At 42.0% G+C, this 26,105-nt stretch carries 27 protein-coding genes, 1 pseudogene and 1 riboswitch; of the genes and pseudogenes, 15 read left to right on the top strand and 13 right to left on the bottom strand.

Annotated features, from left to right (window positions below):
• Window positions 1-370: 370 nt before the first annotated feature.
• Entirely contained in the window at window positions 371-1,306 is a 936-nt protein-coding gene (locus IEZ33_RS18835; protein ID WP_191601519.1) for a DMT family transporter, read from the bottom strand.
• 165 nt (window positions 1,307-1,471) lie between these two features.
• Window positions 1,472-1,643: riboswitch (FMN riboswitch) on the bottom strand.
• A gap of 156 nt (window positions 1,644-1,799) precedes the next feature.
• A complete protein-coding gene (locus tag IEZ33_RS18830; protein ID WP_191601518.1) occupies window positions 1,800-2,078 on the bottom strand; it encodes a hypothetical protein in 279 nt (92 codons plus the stop codon).
• 266 nt (window positions 2,079-2,344) lie between these two features.
• On the opposite strand from IEZ33_RS18830, the gene IEZ33_RS18825 reads away from it, so the two are divergent.
• The 4 genes from IEZ33_RS18825 (at window position 2,345) to IEZ33_RS18810 (ending at window position 5,284) form a co-directional block, all read left to right on the top strand.
• Window positions 2,345-2,851, top strand: coding sequence for a DUF7482 domain-containing protein (locus IEZ33_RS18825; protein WP_191601517.1), 507 nt, complete (start codon window positions 2,345-2,347; stop codon window positions 2,849-2,851).
• A 120-nt stretch (window positions 2,852-2,971) separates the two neighbouring features.
• On the top strand, window positions 2,972-4,372 hold the full coding sequence (locus tag IEZ33_RS18820) for an aldehyde dehydrogenase family protein (protein ID WP_191601516.1): 1,401 nt from the start codon (window positions 2,972-2,974) through the stop codon (window positions 4,370-4,372).
• Window positions 4,373-4,402: 30 nt separating this feature from the next.
• Window positions 4,403-4,804 (top strand): DUF1801 domain-containing protein, encoded by a 402-nt coding sequence (locus IEZ33_RS18815; protein ID WP_191601515.1) that lies wholly within the window; start codon window positions 4,403-4,405, stop codon window positions 4,802-4,804.
• A 57-nt stretch (window positions 4,805-4,861) separates the two neighbouring features.
• Complete coding sequence (locus IEZ33_RS18810) at window positions 4,862-5,284, top strand: VOC family protein (protein WP_191601514.1); 423 nt, start codon at window positions 4,862-4,864, stop codon at window positions 5,282-5,284.
• A 199-nt stretch (window positions 5,285-5,483) separates the two neighbouring features.
• Here IEZ33_RS18810 and IEZ33_RS18805 read toward each other — a convergent pair whose 3' ends face one another.
• Window positions 5,484-5,768, bottom strand: a complete 285-nt coding sequence (locus IEZ33_RS18805) for a hypothetical protein (protein ID WP_191601513.1) — start codon at window positions 5,766-5,768, stop codon at window positions 5,484-5,486.
• A 682-nt stretch (window positions 5,769-6,450) separates the two neighbouring features.
• On the opposite strand from IEZ33_RS18805, the gene IEZ33_RS18800 reads away from it, so the two are divergent.
• Window positions 6,451-7,137: a DUF1294 domain-containing protein gene (locus IEZ33_RS18800; protein ID WP_206696876.1), complete on the top strand. Its 687-nt coding sequence runs from the start codon at window positions 6,451-6,453 to the stop codon at window positions 7,135-7,137.
• Window positions 7,138-7,377: 240 nt separating this feature from the next.
• On the opposite strand, the gene IEZ33_RS18795 is transcribed toward IEZ33_RS18800, so the two are convergent.
• Window positions 7,378-7,662, bottom strand: coding sequence for a hypothetical protein (locus tag IEZ33_RS18795; RefSeq protein WP_191601509.1), 285 nt, complete (start codon window positions 7,660-7,662; stop codon window positions 7,378-7,380).
• A gap of 548 nt (window positions 7,663-8,210) precedes the next feature.
• Here IEZ33_RS18795 and IEZ33_RS21050 point away from each other — a divergent pair.
• Window positions 8,211-8,369 (top strand): annotated as a pseudogene (locus IEZ33_RS21050) (IS91 family transposase); the annotation flags it as partial.
• 239 nt (window positions 8,370-8,608) lie between these two features.
• Window positions 8,609-8,953 (top strand): 5-carboxymethyl-2-hydroxymuconate Delta-isomerase, encoded by a 345-nt coding sequence (locus IEZ33_RS18790; RefSeq protein WP_191601512.1) that lies wholly within the window; start codon window positions 8,609-8,611, stop codon window positions 8,951-8,953.
• A 324-nt stretch (window positions 8,954-9,277) separates the two neighbouring features.
• Here IEZ33_RS18790 and IEZ33_RS18785 read toward each other — a convergent pair whose 3' ends face one another.
• A complete protein-coding gene (locus IEZ33_RS18785) occupies window positions 9,278-9,562 on the bottom strand; it encodes a hypothetical protein (protein ID WP_191601509.1) in 285 nt (94 codons plus the stop codon).
• 1,102 nt (window positions 9,563-10,664) lie between these two features.
• On the opposite strand from IEZ33_RS18785, the gene IEZ33_RS18780 reads away from it, so the two are divergent.
• The gene (locus IEZ33_RS18780) at window positions 10,665-11,216 is read left to right on the top strand and encodes a hypothetical protein (protein WP_191601511.1); all 552 of its coding nucleotides are present in this window, start codon (window positions 10,665-10,667) and stop codon (window positions 11,214-11,216) included.
• 45 nt (window positions 11,217-11,261) lie between these two features.
• The gene (locus IEZ33_RS18775) at window positions 11,262-12,698 is read left to right on the top strand and encodes an SEFIR domain-containing protein (protein ID WP_191601510.1); all 1,437 of its coding nucleotides are present in this window, start codon (window positions 11,262-11,264) and stop codon (window positions 12,696-12,698) included.
• A gap of 247 nt (window positions 12,699-12,945) precedes the next feature.
• On the opposite strand, the gene IEZ33_RS18770 is transcribed toward IEZ33_RS18775, so the two are convergent.
• A complete protein-coding gene (locus IEZ33_RS18770) occupies window positions 12,946-13,230 on the bottom strand; it encodes a hypothetical protein (protein ID WP_191601509.1) in 285 nt (94 codons plus the stop codon).
• A 289-nt stretch (window positions 13,231-13,519) separates the two neighbouring features.
• Here IEZ33_RS18770 and IEZ33_RS18765 point away from each other — a divergent pair, with 289 nt between their 5' ends.
• Window positions 13,520-13,807, top strand: coding sequence for a hypothetical protein (locus IEZ33_RS18765; protein ID WP_191601508.1), 288 nt, complete (start codon window positions 13,520-13,522; stop codon window positions 13,805-13,807).
• An 88-nt stretch (window positions 13,808-13,895) separates the two neighbouring features.
• Here IEZ33_RS18765 and IEZ33_RS18760 read toward each other — a convergent pair whose 3' ends face one another.
• The 3 genes from IEZ33_RS18760 to IEZ33_RS18750 form a co-directional block, all read right to left on the bottom strand.
• Window positions 13,896-14,615 (bottom strand): spermidine synthase, encoded by a 720-nt coding sequence (locus tag IEZ33_RS18760; RefSeq protein ID WP_191601507.1) that lies wholly within the window; start codon window positions 14,613-14,615, stop codon window positions 13,896-13,898.
• 78 nt (window positions 14,616-14,693) lie between these two features.
• A complete protein-coding gene (locus IEZ33_RS18755) occupies window positions 14,694-15,122 on the bottom strand; it encodes a tetratricopeptide repeat protein (RefSeq protein ID WP_191601506.1) in 429 nt (142 codons plus the stop codon).
• Window positions 15,123-15,252: 130 nt separating this feature from the next.
• Window positions 15,253-15,606 (bottom strand): hypothetical protein, encoded by a 354-nt coding sequence (locus IEZ33_RS18750; RefSeq protein ID WP_240009575.1) that lies wholly within the window; start codon window positions 15,604-15,606, stop codon window positions 15,253-15,255.
• 75 nt (window positions 15,607-15,681) lie between these two features.
• Here IEZ33_RS18750 and IEZ33_RS18745 point away from each other — a divergent pair, with 75 nt between their 5' ends.
• On the top strand, window positions 15,682-16,245 hold the full coding sequence (locus tag IEZ33_RS18745) for an NADPH-dependent FMN reductase (protein ID WP_191601505.1): 564 nt from the start codon (window positions 15,682-15,684) through the stop codon (window positions 16,243-16,245).
• Between the two features lie 247 nt (window positions 16,246-16,492).
• Here IEZ33_RS18745 and IEZ33_RS18740 read toward each other — a convergent pair whose 3' ends face one another.
• The 4 genes from IEZ33_RS18740 to IEZ33_RS18725 form a co-directional block, all read right to left on the bottom strand.
• The gene (locus IEZ33_RS18740; protein ID WP_191601504.1) at window positions 16,493-17,602 is read right to left on the bottom strand and encodes an ABC transporter ATP-binding protein; all 1,110 of its coding nucleotides are present in this window, start codon (window positions 17,600-17,602) and stop codon (window positions 16,493-16,495) included.
• 120 nt (window positions 17,603-17,722) lie between these two features.
• A complete protein-coding gene (locus IEZ33_RS18735) occupies window positions 17,723-18,610 on the bottom strand; it encodes a carbohydrate ABC transporter permease (protein ID WP_191601503.1) in 888 nt (295 codons plus the stop codon).
• On the bottom strand, window positions 18,603-19,532 hold the full coding sequence (locus tag IEZ33_RS18730) for a carbohydrate ABC transporter permease (protein WP_191601502.1): 930 nt from the start codon (window positions 19,530-19,532) through the stop codon (window positions 18,603-18,605). Before IEZ33_RS18730 ends, IEZ33_RS18735 begins: the two co-directional genes overlap by 8 nt.
• Before the next feature lie 67 nt (window positions 19,533-19,599).
• Window positions 19,600-20,847 carry an ABC transporter substrate-binding protein gene (locus tag IEZ33_RS18725; protein ID WP_191601501.1) on the bottom strand — a complete coding sequence of 416 codons (1,248 nt, stop codon included), beginning with the start codon at window positions 20,845-20,847 and terminating at the stop codon, window positions 19,600-19,602.
• A gap of 389 nt (window positions 20,848-21,236) precedes the next feature.
• On the opposite strand from IEZ33_RS18725, the gene IEZ33_RS18720 reads away from it, so the two are divergent.
• The 4 genes from IEZ33_RS18720 to IEZ33_RS18705 all read left to right on the top strand — a co-directional run bounded on the left by IEZ33_RS18720 (window position 21,237) and on the right by IEZ33_RS18705 (window position 26,096).
• A complete protein-coding gene (locus tag IEZ33_RS18720; RefSeq protein WP_191601500.1) occupies window positions 21,237-21,944 on the top strand; it encodes a UTRA domain-containing protein in 708 nt (235 codons plus the stop codon).
• A 217-nt stretch (window positions 21,945-22,161) separates the two neighbouring features.
• Window positions 22,162-23,190 (top strand): putative 2-aminoethylphosphonate ABC transporter substrate-binding protein, encoded by a 1,029-nt coding sequence (locus IEZ33_RS18715; RefSeq protein ID WP_191601499.1) that lies wholly within the window; start codon window positions 22,162-22,164, stop codon window positions 23,188-23,190.
• 114 nt (window positions 23,191-23,304) lie between these two features.
• On the top strand, window positions 23,305-24,381 hold the full coding sequence (locus IEZ33_RS18710; RefSeq protein WP_191601498.1) for a putative 2-aminoethylphosphonate ABC transporter ATP-binding protein: 1,077 nt from the start codon (window positions 23,305-23,307) through the stop codon (window positions 24,379-24,381).
• Window positions 24,378-26,096 (top strand): putative 2-aminoethylphosphonate ABC transporter permease subunit, encoded by a 1,719-nt coding sequence (locus tag IEZ33_RS18705; protein ID WP_191601497.1) that lies wholly within the window; start codon window positions 24,378-24,380, stop codon window positions 26,094-26,096. The genes IEZ33_RS18710 and IEZ33_RS18705 overlap by 4 nt, the downstream gene beginning before the upstream one ends.
• Window positions 26,097-26,105: the final 9 nt, after the last annotated feature.

Here is a 26,105-nt window from a genome sequence, read left to right as displayed (position 1 = left end):
TATCAATGTGAACTGTTATTGAACAGGTCGAACCTGTTGCAGAATCGTTTAGATCGGATCGTTGGTATTTGAGTCTATGACAGTTTTCTAAAAAATCCATCAATAAGGTTATAAAATATTATTTAGTGCTTTGATAGAGCCGCTTACATTTATACACGTTTAAGCGTGCCCGATAGGCCGCACACTGCAAGCCGATGACCATATTGGTGCGATTCTCTATCTGTTAGGAGATCAGTCCAAAGCACTAAGAAATGCGGCAATAGACATCGATGGGGGCTACTTACTTTAGAAAGACCCGCTTTAGAAATACCCTCTTTAGAAATGAAGTGCTCTTATCGTTGACGATCGATAAGAGCGTTAGGTGATTAGATTAAGTATTGGCTGAGGCGATAGTCGGCATAGGTGCTTTGAGCTCTTTCATACGTAAGCCAATGTTACCGCATATTAACAAGCAAGCTCCAACTATCTGGTAGGTCGACAAGCTCATATCCAAAAAGACCCAGTTAATGCCCGCCGCAAAAACCGGAAAAGAGAGCTCAACTAAGGTGGCCGTTTGTGCACGAACTTGATTGAGTCCCTTATAATAAAACCACATACCAATGAGTCCACTCAACAGCGCCATTACCACGACGAGTCCAATATCTGTAATAGGCATCGCTTTTAAACTGGGGGTAATGAGCAAGGCGATGGGTAACAAAACCATTAGCCCAGATAAAAATCGGCCGGAAAGAATCGCATTTTCAGGCACGTTTTTATAAGACAAATATTTTCCGCAAACCGTTGCCGCTCCCCAAGAAAAGACGGCAATAAGGGTATAGCTATAGCCTTTTATGATGGCTGTTTGATCGCTTGAGTAGTGCCACTGCGCGTCACCGAGTGTGGCTAAATCTGGCCACATCATAATAAAGCTGCCCACTAAAATGACGGTAGCCCATTGAATAAAATGGCTTTCAATACGTTCTTTTAGGAAATGATAGGCTAATAATATGGCCACTAATGGCTGTAATTTTTGTAAAAGTATAACGACCGTTGGGTTTAAGTAACTGAATGCTTCGGTGAACGCCAAGGTACCAACCGCCGAACCGACGCCACCAATAAAAAATAAACAGGCTAAGGCGGTTTTGGTCATATTTCTATAGGTCTGACGATAACGCCAAAGTAGAGGGCTGACACATAAAACTAAGGTGAGGTGCTCAATAAAAACGATTTGTACAGCAGAATAACCAGCGCTCAACAAGGGGTAGCGGATAAGGGTATCCAATGCCCATGTAAAGCACGCAATCATAATAAAAAGTGTTCCTGCCATCTTGAATGTCTCCTATTCAGTAAGATGTACAGGGGTGATGAGAAATATACCAAACATGAGATGAACAAGAGCACGCTCAACAGAGCGCACAAAAGAAAGTCACTTATTTCTTTTAGTCGAGTACTCACTAGACCTTTAAAAATACGTCACTCATTATCTTGTTTGGTCGATCTTCTATCATCCGGACTGTAACCGTCGGCTCTGGAGTCTCACCAGATCTGCTGACCTTCTGCTTGTTTACGACTTAAGTAAAGACAGAAGCGCTCGCGGGCTGCCCAACTTGGTTAAAAGATGGATTACCGCCGGTGGGGAATTTCACCCCGCCCCGAAGTTCGATTATTGTAAAAACGGTTTATAAAAATTAAGAGGGTACTTTAATAGTAGCAAGCGTCAGAGGCAAGAGGCATTTGTGGACATTTCTCTGAGTCATCCCTCAAGGTGTTGTTAAAGTGCAAAGGAGGGTGCTTGGTGATTCGTTAGATTGAGTCGCAAATTAGTTGTTATAGCGACTCGTATGAGAAAAAGACAGATCATCATTTGCAGTCATCGTTGTGTCAGTCTCAACACCAACGCCTCGTTCTCTATTGTACTCTTCATAGGACTTTTGATTGATACTGTTTAAGCAAGCTTGTTCTTGATTATAGGTCATATTACGACATTCATTTACTCGATTGTCTTGTATCGCTTCGTACAGGTCTTTATTCGAGCAGGCGGCCATATAGAAGACGGAAATCAACAGAAGGAAAAGGCGGCCGTTTTTCAAAACGTTCAAAATAAACTCCATTTTTTGAGTATGTTAGGTTAAGTGTAGAGTGTTTGTTCTAAATAAAGAAGACACACGGTAGGATAGTGAGAAATACGTGGCTAAACAGTAACAGTGTGTATCAGTATTCAAGTTAAGTGACGGGAGATAAACAAGCCGCGATCCAATCACAAATCTTAGCCTTGTTGTTTTTAGACAAAACTTGATAGCATAAATACGCTATTATTGAGAGAGTTCGCCGATGTTCAGGTTCATTTTTAAGATAGGATCCTTCAATGAAACATAACTACGTACTGGGTATGATGTTACTCGTTTTACTCTCAGCTTGCTCTCAAAAGCCAATGAAACAAAAGTATGTCAGTTTACCGCTGCATGAGGCTTGGTTTGATGATGAAATTGTATTTTACGTGACAACGGATGTATCAGACCGAAAAATGGCAAAAGTAATGGACGCAAATTACGTTCCCCGTTTAAGGCATACCATTCCTAAATACCCTAAACCACCGAGTGTCAGGACGGCGCTGGAAAGAGTGTATGGTTTCCCAAACGGGACCCAAAAGCGCAATGTTTTTCCTTCTGTTCCAGATCCAATTGGTCCAGAGAATAGAGATAAGCAATATTCACCACTCTGGTTGATGTACAACGTAATTTGGGCTGACCCTAGTCAGGCTTATGTCCTAACGTCAGAAGGGGCGATTTATGAAGCCGAAGCGCAAGGTTTAGTGACCATTGAACGCACCAATATCGTGGTTAATTGCCCTGTAGTTCACCCTCCTGAGTAGCTTGTTTGATATTGATACAATGATTGAACCTGCTGCGATAGCGTCGTATTGTGGGGTTGATTGACCATTAATGATCCTTGATAAGATCCAATGTGATGTTGCTTTAGAGGTAAGATAGTCATGCAAAAAAATACGGTGTCTTTCACCCCGTTAGCAGAAATCCCCCTCTATGTAGCACGTCTACAAGCCTCTTTTAGAGTCGGTAAAACACGAAGCTTAGAGTGGCGTATTCAGCAGCTTAAACAAGTGAAAAACATGCTGCAAGAGAACGAACCTGCTTTTACCACCGCTTTGTGTTTGGATCTAAAAAAGAGCCCGCAAGAAGCTTGGCTGTCGGAAATAGGTTTTGTGATCAGCGATGTGGATCATACTCTGCAACACATCCATAAGTGGTGCCAACCACGAAAGGTATCGACGCCTCTATTTGCTCAACCTGCAAAAAGCTATTCCTTAGCCGAACCCCTGGGAACGGTACTTATTATTGGTGCTTGGAATTACCCTGTTCAACTTGTACTCGCCCCTTTAATCGCGGCCATCGCGGCCGGGAACTGTGCCGTGATCAAGCCATCCGAGGTGGCTGAGCACACGGCCTCTTTATTGGCTGAATTACTGCCACATTATCTTGATATGGCGTGTTTTCAGTTGATCTCAGGGGCGGTTGAGGAGACGACTGAGTTACTTAAGCAAGCATTTGATCATATCTTTTACACTGGGGGAGAGCGGGTTGCCAAAGTGATTATGCGGGCCGCGGCAGAGCATCTAACGCCAGTGACATTAGAGCTTGGTGGAAAAAGCCCTTGTATTGTTGATAGACAGACAAATCTAGACGTGACCGCTTCAAGAATTGTTTGGAGCAAATGGATGAATGCTGGACAAACCTGTGTGGCACCTGACTATATTTTGGTAGAAGAGTCCTTCGCAAGCGAGCTCATTCAGGCCATCAAGTTGAAAATTGAGGCTTTCTATGGTCAAAGCCCGGAGTCAAGTCCGGATTATGGTCGTATTATCAATTTACATCATTTTGATCGATTAGTCGGCTATCTTGAAAAAGAAAATGTTGTGTATGGTGGGCAGTTGAATCGCCAAACAAAGTATCTCTCGCCGACGATTGTTCTTGCAGAAAAGAATCAGAGCTCAATTATGCAGGAAGAAATTTTTGGCCCGATTTTGCTGATTCAAACCCTAAAAGTACGGCATGATGCGATTGCTGTTGTGAACAGTAAGCCTAAGCCATTGGCCTTGTATTTATATACCAATGATCCGGCATTTGAAGACGAGGTGCTGCAGCAAACCAGCTCAGGAAGTGTAGGGATTAATGATGGTATGCTGTTTATGGCAAACCCAAATTTGCCTTTTGGTGGTGTGGGTAAGAGCGGTATGGGCTGCTATCATGGGCAAACAGGGTTTAACACGTTCAGTCATATAAAAACCGTTATGAAACGCAAATTTTTGTTTGATGTGGCATTACGATACCCACCTTTTAGTCGTTTTAAACTGAGTATTTTAAAAAAGCTGCTTTAATACAAGGCTGATGGATTAACTGAGGTGATTATGGAGTTACAGATAAAACAAAAGTTTGAGACGTATCCGGAAGCCGTTGCGCCCGTCTTAAGTCAGTTAAGAGAGGTTATTCTAACGGTGGCAAAAGAAGAGTGTATAGACGTAAGTGAAACCATAAAATGGGGAGAACCCAGTTATATCGCGAAGCAAGGCAGCACAATACGATTTGACTGGAAAGCCAAACACCCCGATCAATACGCTTTGTATTTTAATTGCCGTTCGAAATTAGTGGAAACCTTTAAAGAATTGTACCCCAATGAACTGGTTTATGAAGGCAATCGAGCGGTTCTTTTTCGTCTCGATGAAGCCGTACCTTGGCCTGTGCTAAAGCATTGCATCTCACTGTCTTTACGCTATCACCAGATAAAGCATTTGCCATTACTGGGAGCATAAAACCTGTGGGGACATCATTCATAGTGATACAATCATCGATCAAAAGAGCCGAAAGACATGCATCAATCCCTTATTCACATCGCCATTGTCGTTGATGACTACGATGACGCCTTAGACTTTTACATTCATAAACTGAAATTTGAGTTAATAGAAGACACGTATCAAGCCGAACAAGATAAGCGTTGGGTTGTCATTTCACCTCCGGGCTCACAAGGGACGACCTTATTGCTTGCGAAAGCGTCGAAACCTGAGCAGAAAAAGTGTGTTGGCAATCAAGCTGGTGGGCGTGTGTTTTTATTTTTAAGTACGGATGATTTTTGGCGAGACTATCACCGCATGGTTGCTGAAGGTGTTAAGTTTGTTCGGGAACCGCAAAAACAAGATTATGGCACGGTGGCTGTATTTCAGGATTTATATGGCAACTTGTGGGATTTGTTGGCGTTAAATCCAAACCATCCTATGGCACATCGGCGAGCGTAAACACGCTTTTGTAACGGATACGAACGCTATTATGACTAATTGTACCGTATTAGATGGGGAGTTTAGCTGGAAATAGAACCTAGAACGTGAATGTCGTATCAATGACACCAAAAATAAAAAAACCAGATTATCAAAGGATAATCTGGCTAAAAAGGAACCTTGTAAAAGGGAGAGCGTATCTTAAATCGATGTAACTCACTTAGTTTGCAAAGTGGTTTGCATTGAAGATAGTTTGAAGTTCTTCGTACTTGTCGTTGTACGCTTCTGCTTTTTTAGAGAAAGTGTTGGCGCCTTTCAGATTAACGTCGGCATTGTATTCAATGCCTTTCGCATCAAGCGTATTTGATAAAGCTTCCACACTTGAGATGCTGTTACGGTACGTTTCGTAAGCGGAATCATCAGAAGAACCGTTTACCGCAAACGCGGACGTAGCGACAACAGAAGAGGTTAAAAGAGCCAATGTTGCTTTAGTCAATGTGTTCATAATGTATCTCCAAATTTGATGTGAATGTGAAGCGCTGTTGCGTTTCGATGGAGTGATTATTACGCAATGAAAGTAATAAAAATAGCCTTTGGACCTGGCTTCCGCGGTTGTTACTTGATGTGTGTATGATTGGGATTAATTAAGAATTTAAAGGATGGAATGTGCAGTTTAGACTGTATTTTAAGCACAGTTCAAAAGCGTAAATGGTGAAAATAGCGAGGCAAAAGTAACGGAAGCTTCGTGCCTTTTATCAGGTTGTTTTGATGAAAAACACTCTAATGTTGGAACATGCAATTCGAGTAGGTTGGGATTTATCCCGCCAAATCGCTTTTGAGTCACCCAAATGCTCTTAGAATGTATGAACTCAAAAAGCCTTCGTCTTTTCTGCTTGCGTCACTGTCGTCGTCAGCGCAGAAAAAACGCAGACTTTTCATGAGTATCACATCACACCTAAAATGAGAATCTTTTGTAGGTCGGGATTTATCCCGACAAATCGCTTTTGAGTCATCTAAATGCTCTTATAATGTATGAACTCAAGTAGTAAAATATAAGAAACACAAAGGATTGTTAAGAGTACTTTTGAAGAGTACAAAAAACACCACGATGTAAACAGGGACGTCGCCAATTTTGAAAAAGCAAACTCCCTATAAATACAGTAGTCCTTCAACAGACGGTTATAACCATGGCTGAGCCATTTAACAACCGCTTAGTAGTTAGCGATCAAAATTCAAGAGGTAATATGAAGCTTCAAGGTAAAGTGTTAAATTGGAATGATGATAAAGGGTTTGGTTTTGTAGAACCGAATGGGGGTGGAGACCGCGCATTTGTTCATATTAAAGCTTTCAATCCTCGCTCGCGTAGACCTGTTAATGGCGATATGATTATTTATGATTTGGTTCGTGAAAATAATAATCGTTTTAAAGCTGAAAATATTAAATTTGCCCATGATATAAAAAGATCAAATAAACGACGTGAAGCTGAAAAAAGCAATCTATTTGGTAGTGTCTTTACATTACTATTTTGTATAGGGCTTTTGGTGTCCGTATTTACTGGAAAGCTGCCTTTCATAATTGCTGGTTTGTACTTCGTTATGAGTTTTATTGCTTTTGTTGCATACGCAATTGACAAAGCGGCTGCTCAAAATGGTCGTTGGAGAACACGAGAACGTACTTTGCATATATTTTCTTTAGCGGGTGGTTGGCCTGGCGCTTTTTTTGCTCAAAGTAAATTGCGTCATAAATTTAGTAAAGAGGAATTTAAAATTGTTTATTGGATTACCGTATTATTAAATTTAGGCGGTTTGTATTGGCTTCATACAGACAAAGGAATAAGCTTTTTAAGTAATGTGATTTTACCATTGATAAAATAGCTAAGCGGGTTGCCGGATGCCAGAGCCGAGGGCGTGCCACTTAGTGTGGTGAAGCGCGATCCAGCCATCTCGCAATGAATAAAGCCCTTCGGATTTTAAGTAATCAAGCGATAAGGCCTTGGAAATAAGGCTAGATCAGGTGCTAGAAGGACTGAATAAAAAAGCCAGAGTATCAAAGGATAATCTGGCTAAAAGGAACCTTGTAAAAGGAAGAGCAGATCTTAAATCGATGTAACTAACTTAGTTTGCAAAGTGGTTTGCATTGAAGATAGTTTGAAGTTCTTCGTACTTGTCGTTGTACGCTTCTGCTTTTTTAGAGAAGGTGTTGGCGCCTTTCAGATTAACGTCGGCATTGTATTCAATGCCTTTCGCATCAAGCGTATTAGACAAGGCTTCTACACTTGAGATGCTGTTACGGTACGTTTCGTAAGCGGAATCATCAGAAGAACCGTTTACCGCAAACGCGGACGTAGCGATAACAGAAGAGGTTAAAAGAGCCAATGTTGCTTTAGTCAATGTGTTCATAATGTATCTCCAAATTTGATGTGAATGTGAAACGCTGTTGCGTTTCGATGGAGTGATTATTACGCAATGAAAGTAATAAAAATAGCCTTTGGGCCTGGCTTCCGCGGTTGTTACTTGATGTGTGTATGATTGGGATTAATTAAGAATTTAAAGGATGGAATGTGCAGTTTAGACTGTATTTCAAGCACAGTTCACAAGCGTAAAAGGCGAAAATAGCGAGGCAAAAGTAACGGAAGCTTCGTGCCTTTTATCAGGTTATTTTGATGAAAAACACTCTAATGTTGGAGCATGCAATTCGAGTAGGTCGGGATTTATCCCGACAAATCGCTTTTGAGTCATCCAAATGCTCTTAGAATGTATGAACTCAAAAAGCCTTCGTCTTTTCTGCTTGCGTCAGTGTCGTCGTCAGCGCAGAAAAAACGCAGACTTTTCATGAGTATCACACCACACCTAAAATGAGAATCTTTTGTCTGGCCTTCAGGCCGACAAAGCGCTTTTAGCCATCCGAACTCTCTTGGGCGCATGAAACGTTGGTCTTTAGGCCAATAAACCGTTTTAGAGGCGCGAGGGTAAGCGAATTACGCCAAGCGTATGATCAAGGCGCGTTATTAACGATTGAAAAGACAACATTGGATGGCACACTGAGTCATTTAATGAGCCGTCCATGGGGTGTTTATTGCAGATTTGCATTGGAATGTCGGGCTACCCGGGCTGTTATTGCCGTGACGCCTAAAATATCTGTCTTCATTAGTATAAAGAAACGAGTGAAGCCGCTGAAAAGGGGAAAAACAGTCGTACTCGTTACAATACTTTATAAAATTGGATGTCTTGCATTAGTCTTGAATCTTGGGTGTATGTGCAATATTGTGGGGTTACATTAATTAAGTCGGTTGGGAATGAGTAACTCTACAGCCTCGTTAGCAATTCAGTGTATATAGGAAGATCAATGCCACATTTTAAAATCGATTGCTCGGTTGAGTTGCTGGAAAGTCACTCCGAGGAATATATTGCAGAGCAAATTCATTTGGTTGCTATGGCCTCTGGTTTGTTTGATAGCAGTGATATTAAAGTCCGAGTTAACCCTTACAATAAGTATTTAGTTGGGGGAAAACGTGAACTGTTTATTCATGTTTTTTCGAACATTATGGAGGGTCGCACCACTGAACAGCGGGCAATGTTGTCACAATCGGTTGTTGGAAAGCTAGTTACTATGTTTCCACATGTTTCAAATATTGCGATGGATGTCAGTGAGTTTGAAAAGGCAACTTACTGTAATCGGAGCATGCTTTGACTAACATAGCTAACAATACAGGTCATTAAGGGTCTATGGCGATCACAGTTTCGCGTTTTTCGACTGCTAGAGTGGTTACAATGATTGGATCGTCTTTAATGTTATCGTCACTCATACATGAACCGACTCAACACAAAAAATTGTAATGGATGCCGAGTTTGTTCAGAGTGAATGTACGTTGCTGAAGGGTGAGCTGTTTATCTGGAAATAAGGCTAGATCAGGTGCTAGAAGGGCTGAATAAAAAAGCCAGAGTATCAAAGGATAATCTGGCTAAAAAGGAACCTTGTAAAAGGAAGAGCGGATCTTAAATCGATGTAACTAACTTAGTTTGCAAAGTGGTTTGCATTGAAGATAGTTTGAAGTTCTTCGTACTTGTCGTTGTACGCTTCTGCTTTTTTAGAGAAGGTGTTGGCGCCTTTCAGATTAACGTCGGCATTGTATTCAATGCCTTTCGCATCAAGCGTATTTGATAAAGCTTCTACACTTGAGATGCTGTTACGGTACGTTTCGTAAGCGGAATCATCAGAAGAACCGTTTACCGCAAACGCGGACGTAGCGATAACAGAAGAGGTTAAAAGAGCCAATGTTGCTTTAGTCAATGTGTTCATAATGTATCTCCAAATTTGATATGAATGTGAAACGCTGTTGCGTTTCGATGGAGTGATTATTACGCAATGAAAGTAATAAAAATAGCCTTTGGACCTGGCTTCCGCGGTTGTTACTTGATGTGTGTATGATTGGGATTAATTAAGAATTTAAAGGATGGAATGTGCAGTTTAGACTGTATTTTAAGCACAGTTCACAAGCGTAAATGGTGAAAATAGCGAGGTAAAAGTAACGGAAGCTTGGTGCCTTTTATCAGGTTATTTTGATGAAAAACACTCTAATGTTGGAATATGCAATTCTAGTAGGTTGGGATTTATTCCGCCAAATCGCTTTTGAGTCACCCAAATGCTCTTAGAATGTATGAACTCAAAAAGCCTTCGTCTTTTCTGCTTGCGTCACTGTCGTCGTCAGCGCAGAAAAAACGCAGACTTTTCATGTAGTATCACATCACACCTAAAATGAGAATCTTTTGTAGGTCGGCCTTCAGGCCGACAAAGCGCTTTTAGTCATCCGAACTCGCTTGGGTGCATGAAACGTTGATCTTTAGGCCAATAAACCGTTTTTGAGGCACGATGGTAAGCGAATTACGCCAAGCGTATGATCAACGATTGAAAAGACAGCATGGGATGGCACACTGAGTCATTTAATGAGCCGTCCATGGGATGTTTATTGCAGATTTGCATTGGAATGTCGGGCTACCATAGCCAGTTATAAAGCAGACACGGTTCCAGCAGGGTGTCGATGTCCATCTTGTGGTGAATCAAAGGTAGTGTATCTGGGAGATAACAACCAAGATACCCAGCGGAGGTTCAATAGTCGTTAGAAAAGAATGGCATCAAGTCATGGCAAGGGTAAAAACTATCAGGTAGTGAAGTCTCAGGGATCTTACTTGTCTAATATTTAGAATTCGAGTAGAAGTAGTAAAATATAAGAAACACAAAGGATTGTTAAGAGTACTTTTGAAGAGTACAAAAAACACCACGATGTAAACAGGGACGTCGCCAATTTTGAAAAAGCAAACTCCCTATTAATAAAGCAGCCGTTCATAACCATGGCGGCGCCATTTAACAACCGCTTAGTAGTTATGTGTGTAGGAGTTGAGGTTTGATTGAAGAATATACAAAAGAATATTGGCTAAATGAATTGAGAGAGTCCGCGAAATTCTTAGAGAGCTTATATCGTACAACTGTGTGGGATAACGAACTTGAATTTAAAACAGAAAAAGCCGTATTTCTTGGTTGTTACGCAATTCGTAAATTGAAAGAGAGTAAATTACTTAGTACGGAGCTATCAGGTTATAATACTAGTTTAATTTCGTACCCTATTAAAAGTAAAGCTGAGCTTGAAAGTGAAGACGATGAAAAGTGGTCTAAAAAATATCACTTTGGGAAAAGTGATAAGCATGAACTAGCTTTGGAAAGGTTATGTAATCAATTTATCCATAGCAAAATATATTCTCCATTTGTTCCTGGTGGTTTAGGTTGCATGGGCTTCTTTTTTGCTTCGGATAAAGAGTACAAAAAACGAGTTTACTATGTTCAGCTTATAAAAATCGTCAGTATATTTTTAAGTGTTGTACAAAATAAAAAAGTTAATTTAGAGCTTGAGGTTAATGGGGCTAATGTTAGTGCTGTAAACCTAGCAATGAACACATAACAAGCTGTTAACAGGGCGTTATGCCCACCAAGGAATTAAACTCTGATGGAAACCCCAAAATTATTTATATCTTATAGTTGGTCTAATCCAACACACGAGCAATGGGTTATTGAGTTAGCAAACGAGTTAACCGAATCTGGCATTCATGTCATTCTAGATAAGTGGGATCTTAAGGAAGGCCATGATTCTGTAGCTTTCATGGAAAAGATGGTTACTGACCCTGAAATATCAAAAGTGGCAATTGTATGCGATGAAGTTTATGCATCAAAAGCAGATGGTCGGTCGGGAGGTGTAGGAACTGAAACGCAGATCATTTCACGTGAGGTATATGAAAATCAGGAGCAAGGAAAATTTGTAGCAATCATTCCTGAAAAAGATGATCAAGGTAAAGCATTTTTACCTACATATTATAAATCTAGGATATATATAGATCTGAGTGAGCCAGACAATTACGCAGATAACTTCGAGAAGTTACTGAGATGGATATATGACAAGCCCCTCTATACGAGGCCAGAAATAGGAAAGCGCCCGTCATTTTTAGAGGGATCAGAAGGTATTTCATTAGGGACTACTGCGACTCACAAAAGGGCGATATCCGCAATTAAAGAAAATAAGCCGTTTTTATCGGGCGCTCTAGATGAATATTTGACGACATTTGTGAGTAATCTAGATAAATTTAGAATTAAAGATAAAAATGGAGAATTTGACGATCAAGTAATAGATAGCCTTGAGAAATTTATCCCGTATCGAAATGAAGCAATTTCTTTGTTTGTAGCGTTAGCGCAATATGCGCCAACGGAAGAAAATATTTCGAAGTTACATCGTTTTTTCGAGGCATTAATACCTTATATGAATAGGCCTGAAAACGTGCATAGTTGGAATGAATGGGACTTCGACAACTTCAAGTTTATTGCACACGAACTGTTCCTCTATTTAGTAGCCGTTCTAATTAAGCATGAAAAATTCTCAGAAGTTAACCTTCTATTGAATCAAGAATATTATGTATCAGGTCAATCCGATTATGGTAAAGATGTGATGGTGGGTTACGATGCTTTTCGAACACACTTACGGTCATTGGAACATAGGAACACTCGGTTAAAATTGAACCGAGTATCACTGCATGCTGATCTAATGGAGCAGCGTAGCAAACTTTCAGGGATTGAGTTTAGATACCTTATGCAAGCTGACTTTATATTGTTCATGAGAGCCGAAGTGCAACAGTCTGACTATTACTCCCGCTGGTTTCCATACACCTTAGTTTATATTGGTCGGTTTCACAGCGCACTCGAGGTGTTCGCGAGATCTTCATCTAAGTCATATTTTGAAAAATCAAAATGTATTCTCGGTATAGATAAACCATCAGACCTCAATGAGTTGATGGAGGTTTATAGAACCGAGCGAAAGAGGTTGCCAGGGTGGCTGTTTGATTCATTTAGCCCACCGGTATTGCTAGGCTATGAACAATTAGCAACAAAGACATAACAAGTTGCTGCACGCGGAAAAATTACTCGCTACACTCCAAATATTTCGGTGAAAATAATACCGGCCGCCCATAACTTTACCTCTGTTCAAAGTGAATATACGTTGCTGAAGGGTGAGCCGTTTATCTGGAAATAAGGCTAGATCAGGTGCTAGACGATCTGAATAAAAAAGCCAGAGTATCAAAGGATAATCTGGCTAAAAGGAACCTTGTAAAAGGAAGAGCGGATCTTAAATCGATGTAACTCAATTAGTTTGCAAAGTGGTTTGCATTGAAGATAGTTTGAAGTTCTTCGTACTTGTCGTTGTACGCTTCTGCTTTTTTAGAGAAGGTGTTGGCGCCTTTCAGATTAACGTCGGCATTGTATTCAATGCCTTTCGCATCAAGCGTATTTGATAACGCTTCTACACTTGAGATGCTGTTACGGTACGTTTCGTAAGCGGAATCATCAGAAGAACCGTTTACCGCAAACGCGGACGTAGCGATAACAGAAGAGGTTAAAAGAGCCAATGTTGCTTTAGTCAATGTGTTCATAATGTATCTCCAAATTTGATGTGAATGTGAAGCGCTGTTGCGTTTCGATGGAGTGATTATTACGCAATGAAAGTAATAAAAATAGCCTTTGGACCTGGCTTCCGCGGTTGTTACTTGATGTGTGTATGATTGGGATTAATTAAGAATTTAAAGGATGGAATGTGCAGTTTAGACTGTATTTTAAGCACAGTTCACAAGCGAAAAAGGCGAAAGTAGCGTAAACTGACCTTGGTAAAGCCACAGGATGTATTTTGCCAATACAATTGAAACATAACAGTAGAGACACCACTTGAAGCCTTTTAAAGTTACCGATTTACCGAACCATATTGCGTATCAAAAAACGCCAATTCCAAGTGATGACCCAAGAGTATCGGGTACACCGGATAAAACCGACTTCAATCGTCATGAAGCGTCTGAAGTCCATTATCTGATTACTCGCTTCGCCAGCGTTAAGCGTTTAAAGCTGAAAAAATCATTGGTGAAAGTCGCTGAAGTGATGGATAAAGAGCTACCAGAAGAGGTCAAGACGCAAATTGACGCCATGAAATGGTTACAGACGAATTGGACTCGGTTTTAACATGAGTAATAGGCGAAGCGCTCAACGTTATTAGAGCGTCTTCACTGGACTGGGTTTTCTTAGTGCTTAGGGATTAGTTGTACTGTTATCACTTGATACAAACATAAACGGAGTTTGTGGATGGTGTGCCTTGGAAGGGATTATCAAAGGTCACTACGTGAGATTCTACTTTTGTGAATACCGTGCTTAAGAGTGCTTCAAAACGGCTTTCTGGCAGGTTTTGTGACCACATGGCAAAGACGCCGTTTTCCTTAAGGTGCCCAGCCATAATGCTTAGGTTTTCCGTTGTGTAAAAGCGTGCGTTTGCTGCATTCAAAAATTCTGTAGGAGAATGGTCAATATCCAACAGAATGGCATCCATTTTCTTCCCCCTGTTAAGCGGATCAAAGCCGGCCGTTGTCTCTGTGGCTAGATCAAAGAAACTGCCTAGTACGTAGTGATTACGTGTATCCGCGTTTAATATTTTTCCGAGAGGAACAAGCTCATTTTTATGCCAGCCTATCACGGTTTCCAGTGCATCGACCACAAAGAGCTCAGAAATTCTAGGGTCTTTTAATGCCGCAACAGCGGTGTATCCAAGGCCCAATCCACCCACGGCAACACTGATGGTGTCTCCTTTTACGGCCGCTAAGCCAAACTCGGCAAGTGCTTCTTCGGCATCCACAAACATGCTCGACATTAAAAACTCTTCGCCAAGCTTAACTTCATAAATGTCTCTCTCTCCTAAAGCGGGTATACGCCTTCTGCGCAGAGAGATTTCACCTAATAGGGACGCTTGGCTATCAATTTCTTCAAATAATAGGGACATATACGTTTAATCCTGAACGGATGAGTGGGCGGCCATCATTGTGGCTGTCGTTGTAAGGGGTAGGGTAAACGATTGGTATTATCTAGCTTCCACCAATAAGCGTTCCAATAGAGAATGGATTTCTCGTTTGAATTCTTTGTCTTCAATCTTATTCGCGCTTACTTTAGCGGCTTGTAGGTTCTTAATGGCCTCATCAGTTTGGCCTAATTCCAGCTGCAGCGTTGCCATTGAAAAGGCAATAGAAGACATATAATCCTTAGAATTAATGGCTACGGCTTTTTTGAGCGCTTTCTCATACCCTAAAATAGCGTCTTCCAACTCTTCCGTAAAATCCGCTAATGTTTCCCATTGGACAGGGTGATCTTTATCGGTATTTTCATTGTCGATACAAATAGCGTTTAGTTCCGCATAAAGTGCGTCAAACTCTGTGCGATCTTCCTTTTCTGAGGCGGCCATTAGTTGTTCCGCTAGAGTATGGACCGATTTGTAGATCTTAGTATTCATCATTGTGTATGACCTTTTTCTTGCACTTTTAGACTGTGAGGTAGCCAATAAAGTTGGGCTATCATGGTGAGTAGATGCGTATCATACTTGGTCATGAGAAACTTATGAAAGATAAAATACGAATAGTGTGGTGTTACGCCGTGATATCAATAATGGAGCCGAGGGTTTTATTCGCCGTTTCCAATACTTTTGCGTTGGCTTGTGCTTCAATTTTACGGCTGTTTGCGTCGACTAAACCGTCTTGAATGGCAGATGAATCGGTATTATTCGATTCCGTCATCGAGGATTGAGTGATCGGGGCTTGAGCCACTTTAGCACTTGCTTGCGTTAAGTTTGATTGACTTGTTTGAAAGCCTGCTAAGCCCTGTTGGAATGCGGAACCATTGATTTGCATGCTGATCTCTCTATCTGTGCTGATCAAATAAGAGTAGATTCCTGCGTAGCGAAAAGCAATGATTTTGTCTATTCTGGTAGCAGATGGCGTCATTTGATTCTATTGTTTTGTCGAGTAATCAGCCTAAGTCGCTGTATTTTAAACATCATTTTTACGGAGAATAACGAGATGAAAGTATTTGCTTTTGGCGCGAGTGGCAGCCGTACGTCGGTTAATCAAACATTAGCTTTATTTGCAGCGAATAAATTGCCCAGTGTAACACCGATTGAATTAACCACCTTGGAGGAAAACGATTTTGATTTACCTCTGTTTACATCGCAGCAAGAAGAGGCATTAGAGCAAGAAACAGGTAACAAAGCCCATCCACACGCCCAATCTTTTCTCGATAAAATTCAAGCGGCCGATGTGGTGATTGTGTCTTTTGCCGAACACAATGGTAACTACTCCGCCGCGTTTAAGAATCTTTTTGATTGGTCTTCTCGCATTGAACAGAAGATGTTTCAAAACAAGCCTACTTTATTGTTAGCGACGTCTCCCGGTGCTCGTGGCGGTAAATCCGTGTTGGAAATCGCCGAAAAATCCTTACCTCGTTTTGGGGCGGCGATTGTGGGTGCGCTGGCTATTCCGAGCTTTTTTGATGCGTTTGATGAGAACATGACCCGGCTTCGCAATGATGAATTGTCTTATAAAATGGACACTTTATTGCAAGACCTTGCTAACTATAGTCGTTAAGCACGCGCTTAAGTTGTAGAGGCGCTGCACTGATGTCAATACAGAAGCGATTCTTCTGTTTGTGACGACCAAGGCTGTATGATGTTACCTATATACAGGTGGCATCATACAGCCTGCTTTTTCTATTTTGAGTCTGGTCAACAAAAAAAAGCCAACTCGAAAGTTGGCAAAAGCAAACAGAATGTATTTCTCAGAGGAAACGTCAAAACACACTCTGTTGCCGAGATAAGTAAGCCGTAATAAAAGCTTATGTGTCGAGACGAACGCCTGAGTCTTTGTCAAAGGCAACGGCTTTCGAGGTATCAAACATCATCTTGATGTTATCGCCAGGCTTGGCCGGATACGCTGGATGAGATCGACAGTTGATTTCATTGTCTTTTACTCGAGTCAGTATCATGGTGTCGGCACCCATTGGCTCGGTCACTTCAACATTGATGTCTGTGGTGACCACAAAAGGCTGCCCATCTTTATGTGCTTGTGGCTCGGTAATCATTTCAGGGCGTAAGCCAAGCATGATGGTTTTGCCGACATAGTTTGCTAAGCAATCTTTGTTTGGGAAAGGCAGTAATGTTTTTTGTACCGCATCCAGTTCCAACATCGGGCCATTTTCTGTGGCAACAACCTTAGTAGGAATAAAGTTCATTGCAGGCGATCCCATAAAGCCAGCGACAAATAAATTAGCTGGATTATCGTAAATTTCCTGTGGTGTGCCTAACTGTTGAACTTCCCCGTCTTTCATTACGGCAATTCGATCGGCCAAGGTCATGGCTTCAATTTGGTCGTGGGTGACATACACAATGGTTGTGCCCAGTTTTTGGTGCAGTTTCTTGATCTCAGTACGCATTTCTACACGCAATTTTGCATCAAGGTTGGACAGTGGCTCATCAAATAGATAAAGCTGTGGTCGACGAGCAAGAGCTCGGCCCATGGCGACACGCTGCCTTTGACCGCCGGATAGTTGAGCCGGTTTACGATGCAAAAGATGGGTGATTTGTAACATTTCAGCAACGCGCTTCACTTCAATATCACGGTCTTCTTTTGGTACTTTTCGCATTTCTAAACCAAATGAAATATTTTGTTCCACTGTCATGTTTGGATACAAAGCGTAGGATTGGAACACCATGGCGATGTCACGATCTTTTGGGTTGGCGTAAGTCACATCTTTATCATCGATTAAAATACGTCCGTCAGTCACATCCTCTAATCCTGCAATAGAATTCATCAATGTAGACTTACCACAACCAGATGGGCCGACTAAAATAAGAAATTCACCCGCCTCAATCGCAATATTGATGCCTTTTAAAACTTCTGTTTGACCATAACGCTTTATTACATTATCTATGACTAAGTTTGCCATTTTCTGAACTCCGAATGTGAGATCAGTACGTTCGCTTGGTAAGGTAAATAATGTCTAAGCGAACGACTGTTTCTATCAATATTTATTGTTATCTTGGTACGGTTCGAGTATTGGCTTGAGTTAGCCTTTGACAGCGCCTGCTGTTAATCCTCGAACAAAATATTTTCCAGCTAATACATACACAATCAGTGTTGGTAAGGCGGCCATAATGGCGGCCGCCATATCGACGTTATATTCTTTCCCGCCAAAGCTGGTGTTCACCAAGTTATTCAACGCAACGGTAACTGGCTGTGTATCGAAGCCAGAGAATGCAACACCAAATAAGAAGTCATTCCAAATTTGAGTAAATTGCCAAATGACGGTTACCACAATAATGGGCGTCGAAATCGGCAGTATGATGCGATAAAAAATGGTAAAGAAGCCAGCGCCATCTAAGCGAGCGGCTTTTACGAGTTCACCTGGCACGGATTGATAAAAGTTACGGAAAAATAAGGTTGTAAACGCGACGCCATAGACCACATGGACAAAAACCAATCCGGTCGTGGTATTCGCGATACCTAACCAACCGAGTGTTCTTGCCATTGGCAACAAAATGACTTGGAAGGGAATGAAGCAGCCAATCAATAAGGCCGCAAAGAACAAGTCGCTACCACGGAATTTCCACATGGAAATAACATAACCATTAATGGCTCCCAAAATGGTGGAGATAATCACCGCGGGTATTACGATTTGAAATGAATTTAAGAAAAACGGAGAGATACCGTCGCAGGTACTGCCAGTACAGGCAGATGACCACGCTTTGCTCCATGAATCAAAATACAAACTTGAAGGCAAAGACAGAAGGGTTCCTGTTCGTATTTCTTCAACGTCCTTTAATGAGGTAATCAGCATAACAATAAAAGGCAACAAATAAATCGCCGCAACACTGATTAACACCAGATACAAGGCAACGCGTAGCAGTCTTTCAACAGCGGTTGTTTTACGGCGAATGGCTTGAATATTACTCATTGCGCTCTCCTCGTAATTCGGAATACAGATAAGGAACGAGTATCGCAAGTACGCAACCCAACATCACCATAGCGGAGGCGGAACCTAGGCCGATTTGGCTACGGGTAAACGTATGCGCATACATGAAGTTGGCGGGTAAATCGGAAGAATAGCCCGGCCCACCATTGGTCAAGGCGGCTACTAGGTCAAAGCTCTTAATAGCGATGTGAGATAAGATCACCATAGCACTGAAAAAAACAGGCTTTAACGAAGGTAAAATGATCCGACGATACGTTGTAAAGGTATTCGCGCCATCAAGTTGAGCGGCTTTAATAAGGTCGCCATCCACACCTCTAAGTCCCGCTAGGAATAAGGCCATTACAAAACCAGATGCTTGCCAAACAGCGGCAATAACTAAGCAGTAAACTACTTTATCTGGATTAACTAACCAATCAAATGTGAAATCGGTAAAGCCCATGTCGATCATGAGTTTTTCAAAACCGTTTGTTGGGTTTAATAACCACTTCCAAGCCGTACCCGTTACGATAAAAGAAATCGCCATAGGGTAAAGATAAATGGTACGAATAGCGCCTTCAGAACGAATTTTTTGATCTAGGAAAATCGCTAAAATAACACCTAGAACCAAGCAGATAAGAATAAATAAACCGCCAAAAATGCCCAAGTTAGTCAGGGCGACAATCCAGCGATCATTGTTGAATAAGCGTTCGTATTGGCTTAATCCAACAAAATCATAAGATGGCAGCATACGAGAGTTCGTCATGGAAAGTACGGCCGTCCAGATCATGTATCCGTACATGCAAACTAGCGTGACTATAACCGTAGGTGCCATGACAATTTTTGGCATCCAGTCTGCGAGCGATAAGCGTGCAGGTCGGCCTGCCCGAGCGTTAGTAGGCTCAGAGTTAATGGCGTTTGTTTTCATAGTGTGATGCTTCAATCAGGAGAGAATATAAGAGGTCAGCTACTGTGTAGCCGACCTCGAAGAACGCTTACATACTTGCTTTTACCGCTCTAGCCAATTTATCTACAGCGACTTCTGGCGTCATAGACTCGTCATTGAAGTAGTTTGTTACTACATCGTAGATAGCGCCTTGAACCATTGAAGAGGCGGCCATTCCATGGGCCATACTTGGTAACAGGTTACCTGTAGTTGAACTTGCTAGGAAAGAATCCATAGAAGAGTGAGCACAAGTGTCAAACTTCTCGCGAGACATGTTTAGACGCGCTGGAATAGATCCTTTATTCAAGTTAAAGGTTTCTTGGAATTCTGGTTCTAAGATTAAACGAGCCAAATCTTGCTGTGCTTTTTGGTTGTCTTCACCTTTTACTTTAAACATCGCTAAACTGTCGATGTTAAAGGTAAACATTTCGCTTGTGCCTGGCGCTGGGTAGCAAACGTAATCGATGCCTGCTTTTTTACCTGCCGCGGTGAATTCACCTTTCGCCCAATCTCCCATGATTTGCATGGCGGCATCACCGTTGATAACCATAGAAGTCGCAATGTTCCAATCACGACCAGAGAAACCGGAATCCACATAACCACGTACTTTTTTGAAGGTGCGGAAGACATCAATCATCTCGTCGCTACGCAGCGTATCATCGGATAGACCAATGAACGCGCTGTTGTAGAACTTCGCGCCTTTTTCTAACGCAATGGCTTCAAATAAAGTAGCGTCTTGCCACGCTTGACCACCGTGTGCAAGCGGTGTGAAACCGGCCGCTTTGATTTTATCGGCTTCGGAAATGAATTGTTTCCACGTGGTAGGGATGCTAGCGCCAGATTTGCGGAATACTTCAGGGTTCGCCCATAACCAATTTACACGGTGAACGTTTACCGGTGCGGCAACATAGTGACCTTCGTGTTTCATTGTATTGCTCACGACTTGAGGCAATACCACGTCCCAGTCACCCGCTTTAGCAACGTCATCTAGGTTTGTTAGGAAGCCTAAGTCACCCCATTCTTGAATGGTTGGGCCTTTGATTTGAGCACTGGCTGGCGGGTTACCAGAAATCGCACGAGATTTTAGAACGGTCATGGCTGATTCACCCGCACCACCTGCAACAGCGAAATCTTTCCAAGTATGACCTTCTTCTTCCATTAGCCCTTTTAAGACGTTAATAGAAGCCGCTTCACCGCCAGATGTCCACCAGTGTAATACTTCTACTTCACCAGCATGGGTTGTTGCAGCAGAGATAGAGAAAGCAACGGCGGTTAAACTTAAAGCAAGTTTTTTCATGATTGTAACCCTTGTTATTTTTATAGTTACCCACTTACTGAGTAGTGGATGTTTCGAATTTAGTACCGCTTTTTATTGCATCTTTAAGTTACCATGAGGCCACTTAAAATAGACTTAATAAAACGATAGGTTAAATCTAGCAAAGACTGAGAGTCTATGGGGTAAAGTAGAGCAACCTATTGTAACAAAGTCTTGCAATAGCCTTGTTTTTGTTCGAATGCGCCTTAAAAAGAAGAGGGGACGAGCGTGCTTTTTGATTAACGTCCGTTCTAGAAAAGTGCTGGTTACTTTTTACTAAGAAAAATGCACTTTTATAGGTAGAATGCTGGCGCAATAATTTTACTTGGCGCACAGCGCTATTCAACTCAGACTTTTCATTAGGAATAGACATGGCTAATAGCCAATACCGCGCATTACAGAGACACTTTAGTGACCTAATTGAGAAAAAACTTCTTGAGGCTGGCGCTAAGTTGCCATCTGAGAGAGAAATAGGAGAAGCCTTTAAGTTAACCCGTGTCACCGTTAGGCAAGCATTGCAAAATCTCGAAGCGGAAGGGTTAATATACCGACAAAATCGTCGTGGCTGGTTTGTTACTCCGCCAGCGGTTATTTATGATCCAGCGAGCAATTTAAGCTTTAATTTATATGTAACTGAACAAGGTCATGTGCCGTATACGGAGAAATTATTGCAGCAAGTTGAGCCAGCCAGTGCAGAAGTGGCTCAATTAATGTGCATAAAGGAGGGCACTCCAGTGTTATTTTTACATCGTCGGCGTTCGATTGATCAACGACCCGTTTTAATTGAAAAAATGTACATTAATATTGACCTGTTACCAGATATAGAAAACGAAGATCTAAGTCAATCATTAAGCCTTATATTGCAGCAGAAATATCAGCGTCAATACCGTGATATGGATCTGTCTTTTAAGTCGACTTCTTTGCCTTCTCATGCGGCCAATGATCTAGGGATCTCTACTGGACAAGCGGGTTTGCACGTTGAAAGAATTAATTATACGGCCGATAAAAAAGTCCTTGAAATTGATTATGAATTTTGGCGTCATGATGCCGTTTCCATTAAAATATCGATCAATAATTGACCGCTAAAACGATCTCAATTTAGCCTAGCATTCCGTTTTTTTTCATCCGCGATATTGTCTCTTTTAATGTCGCCATACATCTTTTTTCTCTTCTTTTGTCATGTTTTTGTAACCTTTGGCTGCTATTTTGCATACTGATTAATCTGGTATATACCAATTGATGGTTCGCAATATATTTGTTATACATAAGCTTACAATTTGATGCATGGAGAAGAAAATGACACAGAATACGCTACTAAAACGTCTGGCTGTTTTGGCTGGTATTACCGCCTCATCGATGTCTGTCAATGCGGCGCAAACTGAATTAACGGTTTACACTGCGGTTGAAGCGCAAGACCTTAAAAAGTACGCTGCGCGTTTTAATGCTGAGCATCCTGAAATTAAAATCAACTGGGTACGTGACTCGACAGGGGTTGTGACAGCCAAGTTATTAGCCGAAAAAAACAACCCACAAGCGGATGTTGTTTGGGGATTGGCGGCAACAAGTTTGATGATGTTAAAAAATGAAGACATGCTGCAATTTTACAAGCCAAAAGGCTATGATGCGATCTCCCCTAATTTCAAAGACCTTGATAAAGAGCCTGTCTGGACAGGCATGGATGCTTGGATTGCCGCCGTTTGTTATAACACAGTGGAAGCCGAGAAACTGGGTCTACCAAAACCAACGTCTTGGAGCGATCTGAAGGATCCTGCTTACAAAGGGCATATTATTATGCCAAACCCAAGTTCTTCGGGTACGGGTTTCTTAGACGTTAGTAGCTGGTTACAAATTTTTGGACAAGATGGCGGCTGGGAATATATGGATGGCTTGCATGAGAACATCAGCCGTTATACTCACTCCGGGTCAAAGCCTTGTAAATTAGCCGCAGCAGGTGAAATTCCCATCGGCATCTCGTTTGCGTTCCGCGCGGCTAAATCAAAAAAATCAGGTGCGCCATTAGACATTATCTTTCCAGAAGAAGGTCTTGGTTGGGATATGGAAGCAACCGCGATTATCAAAGGTACGGATAAGTTAGATGCGGCACAAACCTTGGTGGATTGGACCATCTCGAAACAAGCCAATGAAATGTACAACGAAGGATATGCTGTTGTGGCTATGCCTGGTATTGCTAAACCAATCGAATTTTACCCTGAAAATGCAGAGTCATTGATGATTGATAATGACTTCGAATGGTCTGCAAAAAATCGTGACCTGATTCTGTCTACGTGGCAGCAACGTTACGACGGTAAAAGTGAACCTAAGTAACATCAAGTCTACATCAGACACAGAAATTGTCTTCTTTGTCTGATTCCTTTTTAGTCATGTAAAGCCACTGCTTTACATGACCGTTTTAATATATGGATTGAAAGAGGCCGATCAATGTCCAGTAACACATACCTAGAACTTACCAATATCCATCAGTCCTTTGGTTCGCATAAAGCATTAAAAGACGTTTCTTTAAGTATTTCAGAAGGTGAGTTTGTTTGTTTTTTAGGTCCATCTGGCTGTGGCAAAACCAGTTTACTACGAATTATTGCTGGCTTAGATACACCGACAGCTGGCTTAATTCTGCAAGCAGGTAAAGACATCACTCATGCTCCTATTAAGCATCGTGATTTCGGCATTGTTTTTCAATCTTATGCCTTGTTTCCAAACCTAACAGTGGCTGACAACATTGCGTATGGCTTAGCTTCACAAAAAGTATCTGCAAACGATCGTCGAATTCGAGTAACGGAATTACTGGCGACGGTGGGTATGTCTGGCAGTGAGGACAAATATCCAGCTCAACTCTCTGGTGGGCAGCAACAACGTGTGGCGTTAGCGCGTGCGTTGGCGACATCCCCTGGTTTATTGTTATTAGATGAACCCTTGTCTGCACTCGATGCGCGTGTGCGCGCTCATTTACGTCAAGAAATTAAACAGTTGCAAGAAAAGTTGGGCGTGACCACTATCATGGTAACGCATGACCAAGAAGAAGCGCTGACGATGGCGGATCAAATCGTGGTCATGAATCAAGGTGTTATTGAGCAAATAGGAACGCCTCAAGAGGTATACGCTCAACCAATATCGCCTTTTGTCGCTGAATTTGTTGGGGAAATGAATTTCTTAAGTGCAAAGGTGGATGCATCAGGTCAAATGCAATCGGGTGATTTAACGCTTTTTTGTGACCAATCCACGTCGCTCAATACAGGCTCTCCTGTGCAACTGGCCATTCGTCCTGAGGACGTGCGTTTTGCGGTTGACTCGACTCATAATAATATTGTAAACGCTCAAGTAATCCATTTAGAATTCTTAGGGTCTCGAGTACGTTCTATGTTGAAGCTGGACAATCATGAACGTCCTATCCTAGCCGATGTTTCTATGAATGAAATGGCCCGTTTACAACTGACTCAAGGCCAAACAGTGGCCTGTCAGTTACCACAAGATCGTTTACACGTTTTTGGAGGCGCAGCATGAGTCAAGCCGCTTCCAGCAACGCGTCTTTAGCCTCCTCAAAAAAGCCATGGTATGGTCGACGTAGTTTAGATGAATGGTCACTCGGTGGGGTGTTAGTTGTCGGTGTCATCGGGCTATTACTTTGTGTTGTCCTGCCGCTCTATACACTCTTGTCTAAAAGTGTTCAAAACAGTGACGGTCAATTTATTGGCTTAGCAAACTTCGCTAAATTTGTTTCGACTCCGAGTCTTTACAGCTCAGTGAGTAACTCTTTATTTATTGCTCTGCTCTCGACCCTTATTGTCACCAGCTTGTCATTCTTAGCGGCTTATGCGATTTGTCGAACGAGAATCCCGCTTAAGAATTTTTTTAGAATAGTACTGGTATTGCCCATTCTATCACCTTCTTTATTACCAGCGATTAGTTTGGTTTATCTGTTTGGTAACCAAGGTATTTTAAAAGAATTATTAATGGGGGAAAGTATTTATGGGCCAATTGGTATTGTTATTGGCTCCTGCTTTTGGACCTTTCCCCATGCCTTGATGATTATGATAACGGCGTTAGCCAATACGGATGCGAGATTGTATGAGTCGGCCGAAGTGCTAGGCGCCTCGCCGATGCGTACTTTTTTCACAGTCACCTTGCCTGCCGCCAAATACGGTATTATCAGTGTGGCCTTTGTCATCTTTACTTTGGTGATTACCGACTTTGGTGTGCCGAAGGTGATTGGTGGGCAATTTAACGTATTGGCAACCGATATCTATAAACAAGTTATTGGGCAGCAAAACTTTGAAATGGGGGCGGCCGTGAGTGTTATTTTGTTGTTGCCTGCGGTGTTGACCTTTATCACGGACCGTTGGTTACAGCGTCGACAATCGGCCTTACTCACATCAAAGGCGGTACCTTGGACACCACCTGTTCGAGCCATTGTTGATAAAGCCTTCTTACTGCTGATGGTTGCGGTTTCTGTGGTCATCCTTGGCATAATTGCCATGGCTGTCTATGCTTCTTTGGTAACTTTTTGGCCCTATAATCTCAACTTGTCTTTGAAAAATTATAATTTTGATTTAATGGATGGCGGCGGTTGGGATTCCTATTGGAATTCCATTGAACTCGCGGCTTATACGGCTGTCATTGGTACAGGATTCATCTTCTTTCAATCCTATTTGGTCGCTAAATTGGCCGGTTTTAAAGTGCTAAAATGGTTCTTTCATCTGTTTGCTATTCTGCCACTGGCGGTGCCAGGCCTAGTACTGGGGTTGGCGTACATTTTCTTTTTCAATGCCCCTAATAACCCACTAAATAGCATTTATGGTACGATGGCCATCCTTGTTGTTTGTACGGTCAGCCATTTTTATACTGTCTGTCATCTCACGGCCACGACGGCATTAAAGCAAATTGACGCTGAGTTCGAATCTGTATCCGCCTCGCTTAAGGTGCCGCAAATTTTGACTTTCTGGCGAGTGTCTTTACCCGTCTGTATGCCGGCCGTATTGGATATTGCCAGTTATTTGTTCGTTAACGCGATGACAACCGTTTCAGCCGTTGTGTTTCTTTATTCTTACAATACGACCTTAGCGTCGGTGGCGGTGTTGAATATGGATGATGCGGGCGATATTGCACCCGCCGCTGCAATGGCCGTAATGATCATGATGACATGCATGTTAGCGCGTGTGGCTCACTGGTTTTTGGGAAGCGTGTTGCTCAAAAAGACACAGCATTGGCGTAAACGTTAGGTGCCGTAG

Source organism: Marinomonas algicola, assembly GCF_014805825.1.
GTDB classification, from domain to species: Bacteria; Pseudomonadota; Gammaproteobacteria; order Pseudomonadales; family Marinomonadaceae; genus Marinomonas; species Marinomonas algicola.
Note: the sequence above shows the minus strand (reverse complement) of the source record. Positions and strands in the feature narration are given on the sequence as shown.